We start from the raw sequence: 15,127 nt of genomic DNA on the forward strand, positions 1-15,127 counted from the left end.
CATGAGCGATACCTCTAAAAAAACTCCGCAAACAGAACCGCGTTTTTCTGCGACGTTCGATCCGGCAACGATGTCAGAAATTCGCCGTGCAGCAGCCACCGGCATTTATGATATTCGTGGCGCGGGTGCTAAACGAAAATTGCCACATTTCGATGACTTATTATTCTTGGGAGCTTCTGTCAGTCGATATCCACTTGAAGGTTATCGTGAGAAATGTGGCACAGATGTGGTCCTCGGAACACGTTATGCCAAGAAACCTATACATCTCAAAACACCAGTGACGATTGCGGGTATGAGTTTCGGAGCACTGTCTGGGCCAGCAAAAGAGGCGCTGGGCCGTGGGGCAAGCGCAGTCGGGACCAGTACCACCACTGGGGATGGCGGTATGACGCCTGAGGAGCGTGGTCAGTCCTCGATCCTGGTCTATCAATACTTGCCTTCCCGGTATGGCATGAATCCAGATGATCTGCGGAAAGCCGATGCCATTGAAGTGGTGATTGGCCAAGGCGCGAAGCCTGGTGGCGGAGGGATGTTGCTGGGTCAGAAAATTAGTGACCGTGTCGCGAAAATGCGTTGCTTGCCTAAAGGCGTTGATCAACGTTCTGCCTGTCGCCATCCAGACTGGACTGGTCCAGATGACTTGGAAATTAAGATTGCTGAACTGCGTGAGATCACAGATTGGGAAAAACCAATTTATGTGAAGGTGGGTGCGACGCGTCCATATTTTGATGTCACACTCGCCGTGAAAGCGGGCGCCGATGTTGTGGTACTCGATGGTATGCAAGGCGGGACCGCTGCCACACAAGAGGTGTTTATTGAACATGTGGGTATCCCGATTCTTGCGGCAATTCGACCCGCTGTGCAAGCACTGCAAGATATGGGTATGCACCGTAAAGTTCAGCTGATTGTTTCAGGAGGTATCAGAAATGGCGCTGATGTCGCTAAAGCCTTGGCGTTGGGCGCAGACGCTGTCGCTATCGGCACCGCGGCATTAATTGCGTTGGGCGATAACGATCCACATCTGGAAGAGGAATACCAGAAACTTGGGACCACTGCCGGCGCTTATGATGATTGGCATGAAGGTAAGGACCCTGCAGGGATTACTACTCAAGATCCGGAGTTGATGAAGCGTTTAGATCCGGTGAAAGCTGGCCGTCGTCTTGCAAACTATCTCTCTGTGCTGACGATGGAAGCTCAGGTGATTGCGAGAGCATGCGGTAAATCTCATTTGCATAATTTAGAGCCTGAGGATTTGGTGGCACTCACGATTGAATCTGCTGCCATGGCCAAGGTTCCACTCGCTGGCACTACCTGGATTCCAGGCACGTCTTCGTTCTGATATAAAGCTACTATCAATGCTGCAAAAGGGGCAAGACTAAGAAATCTTGCCCCTTGACGTTTGCTAGATGATCGTACGCTTATCCTGTGGCCATTACGCGATGCCATGTGTCAGTAGGGGAGCGCTGTTCGCTTTTGAAAGTGAATATTATTCCATTCAAGGTTTAATATTTCAGACTGTCGCAAAAATAGCCTTAGCCATCCCCATCTAGTTGACAAGGCTGCGAGATTGCGACATTCTTAGCTCAACGGAGGTTGAAATGCTATTCTTAAAGATGAGCGCCAATAGTAAGTTGCTTGCAGAGCAAGTCAAAAATGCCAGGAAAAAATACCCGACATTGAAGGTGGTGGGGCGTGGCACCGTGACGATTAACCCTGCCAGCATTGCCAGTTCAGCCAGTTTTCAGGCAGACGCTTCAAAGATTGCGAATCTCCCCCTGCAAAAATAACCATGGGGGTGTTATTTGTCTTGCTGATCCTGGTTTCAGGATTTCTAGTCTGTCATCATCATCCCCAGTACTTTTTTAAACTGCACCGATACGAAGGGCAGTATCTCTATCTGCAGGCGGCCTATCTCGGCATTTTGTGTTTAATTGCCGCCGCCGCTTTCCATGTTGTGTTGATCAATCTGCTAGCCATCCCAGTGTGTCTGGGGATGCGGACACTGGGCGTCAATTATGTCGATCTGCTGGCTGCTTACCTGCCGCATGGCTTGGGCCTGACCACCGTCGATAAAAAGTTGTATTCGCTGTTAGGCGTGGTTGCTTTAACCACGTTGTTGATGCCGTTTTTGATCTCAAGATGGGTTTATTGGCGGCTTAAGCGCTATTTGCAACTGGATAGCGATGAAGAAGTCGATATTGTCATTATGTCGGAGTTGTTTTCTGACAGTCCTTTGGATCAGTTGCTGTTCTCGGCGATGATCAATGACCGCAACCTGATGCTGGTGCTAGATGACCGCAAGGTCTACGTTGGGCGGGTGGCGACCATGGGGGAGCCTAATGAGAACGAGGGCGCGGATCAGGAAATCAGTTTTCTGCCATTTGTCAGCGGCTATCGTGAAAAAGACTCGTTGCAGGTGATTTTCACCACGGACTACAAAAAGGTCGGTGACAATTTGCCCTTGGTGATCCGGCAAGACGCGATTGTCAGTGCGCGCGAATTTGATTTTTCTGTGTACGACACCTTTCAAGAAACTGGTAAGCCTGCCAGTTAGTCCTAAGTTTTTCACTTTCCAATCATATTCTCACACTAACACTGGCTATTTCGCCCGTCGGCGATATCCGACAGCTTGTGATCCCTTAGTCCGATAGGGCGGATGAGCGTCTTTCGCTATGCTTGTTAAAAGGCTTGTTGAATGCGTTTGCCGCCGTAAAAGGGGTGGCATTGTTTGGTTCAGCGAGCTCATCTATAAAAAGTCGTGGGTGATAGGCATGAAACAAATTTGGCGATTAGCGAAAACAGCATTTGTGGGTTGGCGCGACGATTACGCGCAGAGCATGGGCGCTGCGCTGGCTTATTACACGCTATTTTCGATTGCACCGCTGCTGTTGATTGTGATTTCAATTGCAGGTCTGGTGTTTGGCCAGGACGCCGCGCGGGGCGAGATTATCGGCCAATTGAATAGCCTAATGGGGCAACGCGGGGCGCTGGCAATACAAACCCTGCTGGAGAGCGTGAGTCACCCCACCGAAGGCATCGCTGCAACCGTGATTGGGGTGGTGTTGTTACTGGTGGGGGCGACTTCTGTGTTTGGTGAGTTGCAGGATTCGCTGGACCGTATCTGGAAAGCACCTGTGCGCGAAGGCAGCGGCTTATGGCACTTATTACGGGCGCGACTGCTATCGTTTGGCATGATTCTGGGGATAGGCTTTCTGTTGATGGTGTCCTTGGTATTTAGTGCCGGGCTGGCCGCCATCAGCAAATGGTGGTCGCCGCTGTTTTCAGGCTGGATATTTATTGCGGGCGCGCTAAATACCGTAGTCAGTTTTGCCTTGACCACCGGCATGTTTGCCATGATTTACAAGACCATGCCTCGCGCCCACATTGCCTGGGAAGAGGTGTGGATAGGCGCTGTGATGACGGCGGTCTTGTTTACCATCGGCAAGTGGCTGATCGGCATTTACATAGGCAACAGTGCCTTCTCCAGTGCTTATGGGGCTGCCGGGTCTATTTTAGTGTTATTGATCTGGGTCTATTACTCCGCGCAAATATTTCTCATGGGGGCCGAATTTACGCGTGCCTATTCGCAAGTCTTGGGCTCGAGCAAACGCTAATTTTTTGCTTAGCAGAGAGACCTTCAGATTAAAGCTTGCAAAGTCATCGTTTTCGAATGAACCAAACCGGCAACAGATGCGTCATTTCACTCATCACCAACATTTTATAAAATTGTATAATGTTGGCTGTCCTCAGGTCATTGCGTTTTTGAGGCGGGATTGATATCGGTCAATCCCCGGCATCTATGCGTCAGCTAAACTTTACCCAAGCTTAGCAAAGCGCTAGCAAAACGCGAACAATCAAAAGTTGTCAGGAAGTTGTGTGATTTACGTAGAGTTAAAAACCGTTATTCTTAAAAAACAATTAGAGTGGGGCAGAACCATCACCATTACTGAAATTGCAGATGCCAGCGGCATTAGCCGCATGACTTTGCACCGCATGCTCAAAGACCAGACCTATAACGCCAGTACTGAGCACTTGAATAAGCTCTGTGCCTACCTGCAGTGCGATTTGTTTACCTTGATCCGCTGGGAGCCAGATTCGCCGGTGGCCCATGTTCATGTCGCCTAACGATTTCATTTTAAAAATCACATTTTATGGCGCGCGCTCTTTCAGTGAGTGAGGCTTATTTTTCACTGAATTTTTTTCAATTCAATATGCGCTCGGTTTAAATGTGCCTCATGCGAGGGGCACATTTACGGCAGCGGCTGACATTTCTTTAATCGCTTGTGTTGCGCACTTGGCGAGCCTCAACAGCGCGATTTTCTACGCAATCTAGCGCTGGTGCGGGCTAGCGGGCGTTTCCCCTCACTGCTGATCAGGCTGAACACATAAGCTGGCTGGTGTTTTCCGCTTTTTTTAAGCGATACCTTTGCGCAGGAGTTTTCAATAATAAGAGAAAATTTTTGGAACTCTCTGTTATGAACAAGCTTGCTGTCACCCCGTTTGCCCAGGATAGCCAAACTTCTGGCAACACTCCTAGCCGTCAGCAATTGTTACAGCAGCTGGTACAGCTTTGGCAGCAAGGGGCGACACAAGCCTGCTTTGACATTGCCCTGCAGTTGACCCGTGAGTTTCCCAAAGAAGGTATTGCCTGGAAAATATTAGGCGGCTTGCTGCAACAGCGTGGCGATTTAACAGGCGCCAGTGAAGCTTTGGCGCAAGCGGTCAAGCTGTTGAAAAAAGATGCTGAGGTATTTTTGAATGCTGCCAATGTGGCTGCCCAGCAGGGTGATCATGCATTAGCCATCAAACATTACCGTCAGGCCATCCGCTTGAATCCATCCATGACCCGTGCGTATGCCAATCTGGCTAGCCTGCTTAAAGAAGATGGCCAGCAGAAAGAGGCAGAGAAACTGCTGCGGGCCGCTTTACAAGTGAATAAACGTGATGCGCTGGTGCTGTTTGACTTGGCCGCATTGCTGCATGAGTCAGGCAAGTCGCTAGAGGCCGTGCAATATTACCGCAAAGCGCTGGAGATTGAGCCTGATAATGCTGTATTAGCCTATAACATGGCGCAAGTGTTGTTTGTACTCGGCAACCTTGATGAGGCGATGGTGCATTTTCAACGTGCGATTGATCTGAATCCGACTTATTTCGATGCACTGCACCAGTACGGACATTGTTTGCGTCAAAAAAACCAGTTTAAACAAGCTGAGCAAGTCTGGTTGCAAGCCAAGGCGCTGAATCCAGACAGCTGGCAACTACTCAACGATCTGGCACAACTGTATAAACAGTTGCAGCAGCCGAAAGAATATGAGGCCTGCGCTAAAGCGATTATGCAGGTGAAAAAGCCTGATATTGAAGAACTGAATAATTTCACTTCTACCCTGATCAACCAGCAGTTACTCACTGAGGCAGAACGGTATTGCAAGCAAGCCTTGAGCTTGGGCGTGGATGATCCGTTTACCTATTGCAATATGGCTTTGCTGCTCTATTACAAGCAAGAGTATGCGCAATCTCTGGAATATTATGAAAAAGCGCTGCAGCTCAAACCAGATTGTGCGGCGTTTTGGAGTAACTACAGCGTTTCATTGCGATTGCTGGGTGAGGTGGAGCGTGCCCGTCAAGCGTTGGAAAAGGCCATTGCGCTAGAGCCTGACTACCTAGATTCGTATATTAATCTGGGGAGTGCTTATCTGGAGCAGGGGGATGTCAAGCTGGCGGTAGAGACTTACGTCAAGCTAATTGCGCGTGCGCCGCATTTGGACAAAGCCTACCGTAACCTCTTATATACCAACAGTTTTGCCAATGAACTCAGCCATAAAGCGCATTTAAAGTATGCCCGCGCGTGTGGTGAGTTGTTTATGTCCAAGGCCGAGCCTTTCAAAAACTGGTTAGTCAATGCACAAGACCAGCGTTTGCGTATCGGCCTGGTGTCCGCGGATTTGCGTAGCCATCCGGTAGGTTATTTTCTCGAACATTGGTTAAAGCATGTTGATGCCGGTAAAACTGAAATCTATGCTTACTCTACCGATGGCCGTGAAGATCATTACAGCCAGGTGTTAAAAAAACACTGCTGCCAATGGCGTTCATTAGCCGGCATGAATGATGCCCGTGCTGCCAACGTGATCCGCGAAGATGGCATTCATATTTTGCTGGATCTTTCCGGATATACGGCGGATAGCCGCGTGTCTTTATTTGCATGGCGTCCAGCGCCGGTGCAAGCGTCTTGGCTGGGCTATTGGGATACGACCGGTATTCCTGCCATGGATGCGGTGATTGCTGATCCGGTGAGCGTTCCTGCCGGTAGCGAGGGCCAATTTACTGAAACAGTTGTCAAGCTTCCGCATACCCGCTTGTGTTTCTCAGCGCCGCAGTCAGACGAGCAAATCAACGCCTTGCCTGCCTTAAAAAATGGCTATGTGACGTTTGGCTGCTTTCAAAAATACAGCAAGGTTAGCGATGAGGTGCTGGCAGTATGGGCGCAAGTCTTTAAGGCAATGCCTGACGCCAAACTCTACTGGCAATGCAAGGCTTTCCAAGATGAGCAGGTACAGGCTGAGGCCTTGGCCAGACTGGAAAAAGCGGGGATTGCGCCTGAACAATGTGGTTTGATGCGCCCGACTGCGCGAGACGCTTATTTTAAAAGTTATCATGCGGTTGACCTGATCCTGGACAGCTTCCCGTTTAATGGCGGAACAACGACCTGTGAGGCTTTGTGGATGGGCGTGCCTACGCTGACCATGCCAGGCGAGACCATGATCTCCCGCCAAGGGGCCAGCATGATGACCAGCGCTGGCCTGGCAGAGTGGGTTGCTGCGGACAAGCAAACCTTTGTACAAAAGGCCATCCAGTTTGCTGCGGACTTACCAGCCATGGCTCATCTGCGGGCAGGATTACGTACGCAAGTGATGCACTCCCCCTTGATGGATGGCGAACGTTTTGCCCGCGATATGGAGCAATTATTGTGGAATGTTTGGACTGAACGGGTGTCAGGCGTAGCTGACGCCTTGTTAGCTAAAACGCCTATTCAGGATGCATATGTGGGTGAGCATCCGGTCTGGATTATCAGTGCCACCCGTGCCAGCGAAGCGGCCTTCTGGGACTCATCTGCGCTGGGCGTGTCGCTCAAGCGGCATATGCAACAAGATGCACGCATCGTTCCGCATGTGTATTACGAGAATACCCGTGGCTTGTCAGAAGTCTTTAATGAAGCCGTTGCCATTGCACCGGACAATGCCTTGATCATTTTTGCCCATGACGATATCTGGTTAGACCAGAATGCATTTGTGCAGACAGTGGCAGAGGGCCTGGATGCATATGATGTCATCGGAGTCGCGGGGACATCGCGCCTGTTGCCCAAGCAGCCAGCATGGCTATTTACTGACCTTGCATTTACGTGGGAGCAATCTGCATTCTTGCGCGGAAAAGTGGCCCATAGCGAGCATCCATTCGGGCTTAATACTTATTTTGGCGCTGAAAAAGGCGACTGCGTATTAATGGATGGCGTATTCATGGCGGCTTACAAGCGTACTTTGATGCAAGCAAATGTGCGCCATGACCCACAATTTGATTTTGAATTTTATGACCTGGATTTTTGCCGTACAGCAACCCAGGCTGGCCTCAAGCTCGGCATTTGGCCCATCAGCTTGACGCACCAGAGCATGGGGAATTTTGGCAAGCAACGCTGGCGCGACAAATACCAGATGTATTTAAGCAAATGGGAAGAGGGTGAGGCGGCTACTGGCACACCGATGACCGCAGAACTCAGCGCTGCGCTGGACGAGGTGTTAGGCTTGGCTTTGCAGCATCAGCAAGCGGGCGACCTGCAAACCGCAGCGCAGTTATACCAGGAGGTGCTGGCAGTCGCTCCTCAATCAGCCCCTGCGTTATTTAACCTGGGATTGATCGTCTGGACGCAGTCGCGCCAGCAAGAGGCGGTTGCATTGTTTAAACAGGCGCATGCCGCACATCCAGCCGAATGGGAATATCTGCAACATTATTTAGTCGCTTTACATGCGACCGCCAGCGCGCCTGCGTCATCTGCTGCATTTGAGCAGGCCATGGCCTTGCCTCAGCATCGTGAGGCGGTGCAGCAACTGGCTGCCGCTTTGCAGAAGCCATTGACTGGTGAAACTTTCGAAGGTGAAACTGTAGAAAATGAACAGGCGAGTTCATCAGCCTCTGCCATGCAACCAGAGGCTAGCCAGCAACAGGCACTACTGGCTGCGTTTGAGCAGCAAGAATATGGGCAAATGGAACAATCCCTGCATACTTATCTGAGTCAATATCCGCAGTGGTTAGCTGGCTGGAAAATGCTGGCAGATGTGCTGATGCTGCAAAAAAAGGATGCCAGTGAAGCAGCCAAACAGGCACTAGCATTAAATGCGCAAGATCCACAAGAGCATTGCTATTACGGCATTGTCCTCAAAACCAAGGGCGATTTGCCAGCCGCTGCGGCAGCTTTCAGCCAAGCCATTGCCCTCAAAACAGATTATGCGGCGGCTTACAACAATCTGGGAACTGTACTCAAAGACCTGGGGCAGGTGAAAGACGCCATTGACTATTTTAAATGCGCATTGGCTTTGCAGCCTGGCTATGCGGATTGCTTTAGTAATTTGTTATTTTGTATGACACATGCCGAACATATTGATCAGGCCGCGCTCATGCAAGCACATCAAGCCTATGCCGATTTGTACGAAGCACCGCTTAAGTCTGCATGGTTACCACATCAAAATACGCGTGATGCACACAAGACACTCAGTATTGGCTGGGTATCGGCGGATTTCAGAGCGCATTCTGTTGCACACTTTGTGCAACCCTTACTCGCTGAGTTAGCCAAAGAAACGTCACTGCGTTTGGTTGCCTATGCTAATCAACCGCTGGTGGATAGTGTCACCACCCAGATGCAAGGCTATTTTTCAAGCTGGCACGAAGTCTCATCCTGGTCAGATCAGGCATTGGCAGCGCAAATCCGGGCTGACGGCATTGATATCCTGATTGATTTATCAGGACATACCTCAGGCAACCGTTTGTTGACCTTTGCCCGTAAGCCTGCCCCTATCCAGATCAGCTGGCTGGGTTACCTCAATACCACCGGCTTGAGCAGCATGGACTATTACCTCGCTGACCCTTATCTATTGCCTGCAGGCCAGTTTGATGACCAGTTTACTGAAAAACTGGTACAGCTGCCGGTCAATGCCACTTTTACCCCAGATCCACAAGCGCCAGCAGTCAATACCTTGCCTGCACTCAGCAATGGCTATATCACGTTCGGCTGCTTTAACCGCACCCTCAAAATCACCCAGGCTACCGTGCAACAATGGGCTGCGTTGATGCAAGCCTTGCCTGACAGCCGCCTGGTGATTGGGGGAGTAGGTGAGGGCGAAAGCACCCAGCACTTGCAAACCTGGTTCGCTGAAGCAGGGATTGCCGCCGAGCGTATCCGCTATTATCCCCGCGCCGAGATGGCGACATATTTAGGCTACTACCACGAAGTGGATATTTGCCTGGATACCTTCCCCTCCAATGGCGTTACGACCACTGCACATGCGTTGTGGATGGGGGTGCCAACCTTATGTGTGGAGGGCGACCGCTTAGCAAGCCGTGGCGCCATGGCATTGATGCAGCATTTGGGGTTGATGCAGTTTATTGCCTCAGACCATGACAGCCTGATCAAGCAGACCCTGGACCTGTGTGCTGACTTGACAAAGTTGGCAGCATGTCGCGCCCAAATGCGTGAACACTTTTCTAACAGTTTGCTCGCCAAACCTGGCTTGCAAGCAGAGGCGTTACGCCAGGTGTTATTCCAGATGTGGCAACGCTGGTGTGCGCAACAGGCCCCAGCTTCGATTCAAAGCAGATGGGTGGATGCCGACCTATCTCAACCCATACTACAGATGGAGCCAGAGATGCTTGTGGAAGACATTGATACCGTAGAAGCCGTGAATACACTTTCTCCTGTTACCCCTAGTCGTGATTTAATGGCTGCCGCCCAGAAATTACAGGCAGAAGGGGAGATTACGCAGGCTGCTGAACTTTATCTTGCCTTGCTTAAGGCCGAACCCCAACATGCAGAAGCCAATTTTCAGTTGGGATGGATTGAAACACATACGCGCGGTGTCACATTCGCTTTGCCAAGGTTGGAGCAAGCAGTCATGCAGCAGCCAGAGGTTGAGCAATATTGGGTCACCTATATTGATGCCTTGATGATGCAAGGCAACATTCGAGCAGCACTTTTGGCTATTCAGCAAGGGCAGCAACATGGGTTAACCGCTGCTTCAGCAGCCATGCTGATGAATGATTGCCTGCAGGCGGCAAGCCAACAGTTTGCTGAGAAAAACACGACTGATTCAGCCCTGGTTTCTGTCGAGCAATTACAGCAACAGTTATTTGCTGAGGGCAACATGCAGACAACTGTTGCCGATGAGGTGCCAGTGTCCGTTGTCCCTCAGCAGCCGCTGTTAGCGCAACCTGTTCAATGGTTTAACAAGACAAAACCAGTTGCTGAGCAGACAGTTTTCCCTGAAAGCTGGTTAAAGGCATATCCTCAAGCATTGATGATTGAGTACACTTCCCGTTGTAATTTGCGCTGCAAGTATTGCTCAAAGAGTAATCCTGGCGACGACCAAATTCCTGGGCGTAATATGGATATGACGACCACAACCGTGGATGCGGTCATTCATTTAATTGAGCAATCCTCTTATAGCGAGTTATTGCTGGCAGGCACTGGGGAGTCCACTTTTCATCCGCATTGGCGCGAAGATTTTCCACGCATGATACAAGCTGGCAAATCTCGTAATCCGTCATGTTATATCCATGTCAACAGCAACTTTGCGGCCAAATATGAAGATGAGGATTGGGCGGTCTTTGCCCAGCTAGACGGGATCGTGATTTCAATTGACACCGCTGATCGGCAATTGACACGTGAGGTGCGCGCCAAGTCCGACCTCGGTTTGATTATTTACAACATTACCCGTTTGCAGACTTATTGCCAGTTTCACGGCCTCAAGTTACCCAAACTGACCGTGAACGTCACTTTATATCATGAAGCCGCTGCCGGCCTGCCTGAATTGATGGCGATGCTTTCTAATTTGCCGATCACGTCGGTGACGATTTCAGATTTGTTTGAGCGTGAAGCCACTGACAAACATGCCATTCGTCCTTTGCATAACGATGATCCAGTGTCATTCAAGCAAGCTGTCGAGCATTTAAAACATGCCATGGAAATTGCAGATAAGCAGCAGGGCTTTCGCGTCACCATACAGCCACATTTGATGGAGAGAATCGAAGCGATGGCGAGAAGTATCAATGCTGCTGCCACTGATACAGGCACTGTGCAGGCCGATCCGCAACTTTCCACCAAACTTTGTTTGCAGCCTTGGACACGCTTTACACTGGCGGCCGATGCTGCGATCTTCCCTTGCTGTATGACTGAAATGGATCCAGTGGGCAATCTCGATAGTGGCAAAGAAGAGGAGGGGTTAAACGGTGAAGGGATTCGTGCTTTCCGGCATGCCTTGCTGCGTGGTGATATGCCAACCTCCTGTAAGCATTGCACGAATGCACCGGATGTCAGCCCGCAAACCCTGCAGGCAGCAATCAATGAACTTTCAAGAAAGGCCAATGCATGAGCCAAGACACGATCAACCAGATGGATGGTACGCCGGAGCAACTGATGGCCGAAGCTAATGCGCTGTTAGATCAACCGGAGGAAGTGTTAAGACACTATCAGGCTATTTTGCAGCAATATCCTCGCTATGCACCTGCTTATCATCAACTTGGATTGGTTTTACGCTCACAAGGCGATACCGGTGCAATTGGCAAACTTGAACAAGCTATTCAGCTGGATGCCGGGAATGAGCAATATTGGGGCAGCTATATTGAGGCGTTGATGTCCTTCGCGCAATTGCAAAAAGCTGCGGCGGCGATTCAGTTGGGGCTGCAGTATGGTTTAGGCGTGTCAAAAGCACACCTGCTGGCCCAGACATGTGTAGACCTGATGCAAGTGGCCGCGCCTTCAGACATGCGCAGTGCGAGTGAAGTGTCTACTGCATTTGTCAACCCAGGCAACAAAGCGAAGGTTAAGATTTACCAAGCCTATTATTCAGAACAAAGTCGCCTCGAGTTGGATCAAGGATTTATTCCGTTTGATAACCTGGCCAACCCTAGGCCAGATTGGCGCGAGTATTGGTTTATGCGTCAACACTTTTTAAATGAGGCGCTGGATGAAGAGACTTTCTACGGTTTCTTCTCGCCAAAATTTACTGAAAAAACCGGGTTAAGTTCTGCAGAGGTTTACCGTTTTATCGAGGCCAATGCTGATCAGTCAGACGTGATTCTTTTTTCGCCTTTTTTTGATCAGACCGCGTTTTTCCTGAATCAATTCCATCAAGGGATCCTAGCCCATCAAGGCATTGCACCTTGCTTTGAATTGGTGATCAATAAAATTGCACCTCAGGCCGAGATGGACACACTCATCATGCACAGCGAAAACTCTGTGTATTCTAATTTCTTTGTGGCAAAACCTAGCTTCTGGCGAACATGGCTGGCAGCTTGTGAAGATTTGTTTCATGAGGCTGAAGAAGGCAAAACGCTGCTGGCAAAATGTTTGAATGCCGATACTACCCATGAAAATAAACTTTTGCCGTGTAAGTCATTTGTGTTTGAACGGATTGTTTCCTTAATGTTGGCGACACAACCGCAATGGCGGGTCAACGCTTATGATTCAAGTTTAATGCCATTGGTCAATTCGACATTGGCTGGGTTTGTGACCATGGATGAATTCAGGGCATTGGATGAAATAAAAAAACAGGCCTGCAAACAGCACTGTAAAGTGGATAGCCTGGGCTACACTGCTTTGAAAGATAAGATCGTTGATCGGATTAAGCGCCATCGGTTAAATCAGCTCGAGCAAGCTATCGAGGAAGTCTATACTCAGGCCGAGCAATTACAAGCCACGGGTGAGCTTCAAAAGGCGATGGCTTTATATGAAGATATTCTCAAGAGTCAGCCACAACATGCTGGTGCCAATCACAACCTGGGCTTTATTGAAACGCATACGCGGGGTGTTGAAGCCGCCTTACCCAAGTTTGAAGCAGCAGTCATGGCCAGACCAGATGTTGAACAATATTGGGTGAGCCTGATTGATGCTTATATTTTAGCGCAAGACTTTCCTGCAGCTTATGAGGCGATCAAGCAAGGCCAGAAACATGCATTGACTGCACAAATGGCCCAGCTATTAAATCAGGAGTGTTTAGAGAAAACGGATAGTGCCTGGCGCGAGCAAAAAGAAACAGAGACCACATCGCTTGTTGAGTCAAACTTGATGACGCATGCGGCAATAGAGGCTTTGTTGACGCAAGCACAAGTGTTACAGGCAGAAGGTAATTATCAGTCTGCCAAAGCACAGTTACAACAAGTGTTACAAGCTGATCCCAAACATGCCAGGGCTAATCATGACTATGGACGATTGCTCGCTGAAACAGAAGCATTAGATGTCGCATTACCATATTTGGAAGCAGCCATTGCAAATGCGCCTCAAATTGAGCAGTACTGGGTCACCATTATTGATGCTTATACACAGTTACATGCCTTTAAAACCGTGTTTATGGCAATCAGTGAGGCTAAAAAGTATGCCTTGTCTGAGGCAATGCATGACATGCTTTATGAGGAAGTTGTCAATTACGCGATTGGTCTGATTGGCAATCCTCAAGTACAACAAAGTCCGGTCATGGAGGGGTTGATAGACGCTACCGGTCTGCTGCAGGAGATTGTGACAGTCAATGTAGCCGCTATTCAAAGAGGCCAGTCTAGCGGAGCCTTGATTTCTGGCAATATGGATTTAAGCGCTTGTGAGGCCTTTATGCAACGCTTTCCCGCTTTGATGGAGACCGATAAACTGATCAATTTTGTGCGTGCAGTGGTCTTGAAACTGATGTGGTTGCCGGAATTTACTGGTCATAAAATATTTGCACCATATTTTGATCAGTTACTTGCCAACATAGACTTGGGTATTCCAGCAGTGGTACCACGCAATGCTAAACTGGCAAATATTGTTGTTGCGACCGAAGTCTATGATTTTGGCGGACATACCAAGGATATTATTACCATGCTGCATCAGCTTGAGAATCCCATGCTGGTGATCACCGATGTTTATGCAAGATTTGCAACACAATCGTTTTACAAGAATATTCAAAGCGCGCTGCCACAGTGCCCTGTTTTAGTCCTGCCACAAGAAAGCTTGCTGGCCAAGGGTCAACGTTTGGCCAGTCTGATTAATACGTATGCCCGTAATGTGTTTTTGCTGACGCATCAGGATGATGTTGCTGCCGTCGTGGCTTGCCAGCCAAATTTTGAGACGGATTATTACTTTATTCACCATGCGGATCACAACTTGTCAGTAGGGAGCGGCGTCCCCCATTTGAAACATGTCGATTTGTATGGGCAACGAGCCATCAACTGCCATCAAGATTTGAATCGCGAAACATTGTTTTTACCAACGACGGCTGTTGACCAAGGGGTTAAAACTTTTGACTATACCGCTGGCAAGTTGAATACAGTCACGGCTGGCACCTTTGCCAAGTTTAAAACTGAGGGGGCGATTGCTTTTCAGGAGTTAGTCTGCCAAGCATTGGATCTAGGCGAAGGTCAGCATTATCATTTTGGTGAGATTCAGGCCCCTGTGCTGCAACAAGTGCGGGATTACCTAACGCAAAAAGGCTTGGACGAAACGCGTTTTGTGTATATGGGCAACGTGCCCTCCTTATGGCAAGCCTTGCTAGAGATTGATGCGCATGTGTTTATTGGCTCTGCCCCTATTATGGGCGCTAAGTCGGATATTGAAGCACAGGGGGCAGGCTATCCTTTACTGGCGTTTAAAGCCCTGGATTGCCCGCGTCATCTTAACGTTGGCAGCCATGCCCCTGAGACGATTTACTGGCATGACATAGAGACTTTTGTGGCAGGTTTAAAAGTTCTAAGAGCTGATCATTCGAAGTATGCAAAAGCGGCGCGTACCTACTATGAGCAGGCTTGTTCCATGAGCGCTTATCAAGAGGTATTAGGGAAAATGAGTCACTAGTATGGATATCCGGACTTATCAGCAAGAGCACTTGGCATGGGACCAGTT

The 15,127-nt window shown here is 49.4% G+C and carries 7 protein-coding genes; all 7 read left to right on the forward strand.

What is annotated here, in order from left to right:
• Window position 1 precedes the first annotated feature (1 nt).
• The 7 genes from ACIDF8_RS11420 (at window position 2) to ACIDF8_RS11450 (ending at window position 15,079) form a co-directional block, all read left to right on the forward strand.
• A complete protein-coding gene (locus tag ACIDF8_RS11420; RefSeq protein ID WP_412010739.1) occupies window positions 2–1,339 on the forward strand; it encodes an FMN-binding glutamate synthase family protein in 1,338 nt (445 codons plus the stop codon).
• Between the two features lie 259 nt (window positions 1,340–1,598).
• Window positions 1,599–1,787: a hypothetical protein gene (locus tag ACIDF8_RS11425; protein WP_412010740.1), complete on the forward strand. Its 189-nt coding sequence runs from the start codon at window positions 1,599–1,601 to the stop codon at window positions 1,785–1,787.
• Between the two features lie 2 nt (window positions 1,788–1,789).
• Window positions 1,790–2,554 carry a hypothetical protein gene (locus ACIDF8_RS11430; protein ID WP_412010741.1) on the forward strand — a complete coding sequence of 255 codons (765 nt, stop codon included), beginning with the start codon at window positions 1,790–1,792 and terminating at the stop codon, window positions 2,552–2,554.
• Between the two features lie 217 nt (window positions 2,555–2,771).
• The gene (locus ACIDF8_RS11435; RefSeq protein ID WP_412010742.1) at window positions 2,772–3,614 is read left to right on the forward strand and encodes a YihY/virulence factor BrkB family protein; all 843 of its coding nucleotides are present in this window, start codon (window positions 2,772–2,774) and stop codon (window positions 3,612–3,614) included.
• 262 nt (window positions 3,615–3,876) lie between these two features.
• Entirely contained in the window at window positions 3,877–4,125 is a 249-nt protein-coding gene (locus ACIDF8_RS11440) for a helix-turn-helix domain-containing protein (protein ID WP_412010743.1), read from the forward strand.
• 350 nt (window positions 4,126–4,475) lie between these two features.
• Complete coding sequence (locus ACIDF8_RS11445) at window positions 4,476–11,630, forward strand: tetratricopeptide repeat protein (protein WP_412010744.1); 7,155 nt, start codon at window positions 4,476–4,478, stop codon at window positions 11,628–11,630.
• Entirely contained in the window at window positions 11,627–15,079 is a 3,453-nt protein-coding gene (locus ACIDF8_RS11450; protein ID WP_412010745.1) for a tetratricopeptide repeat protein, read from the forward strand. Before ACIDF8_RS11445 ends, ACIDF8_RS11450 begins: the two co-directional genes overlap by 4 nt.
• Window positions 15,080–15,127 lie beyond the last annotated feature (48 nt).

It is taken from the genome of Methylophilus sp. 3sh_L (assembly GCF_046766015.1).
In the GTDB taxonomy this organism is placed as follows: domain Bacteria; phylum Pseudomonadota; class Gammaproteobacteria; order Burkholderiales; family Methylophilaceae; genus Methylophilus.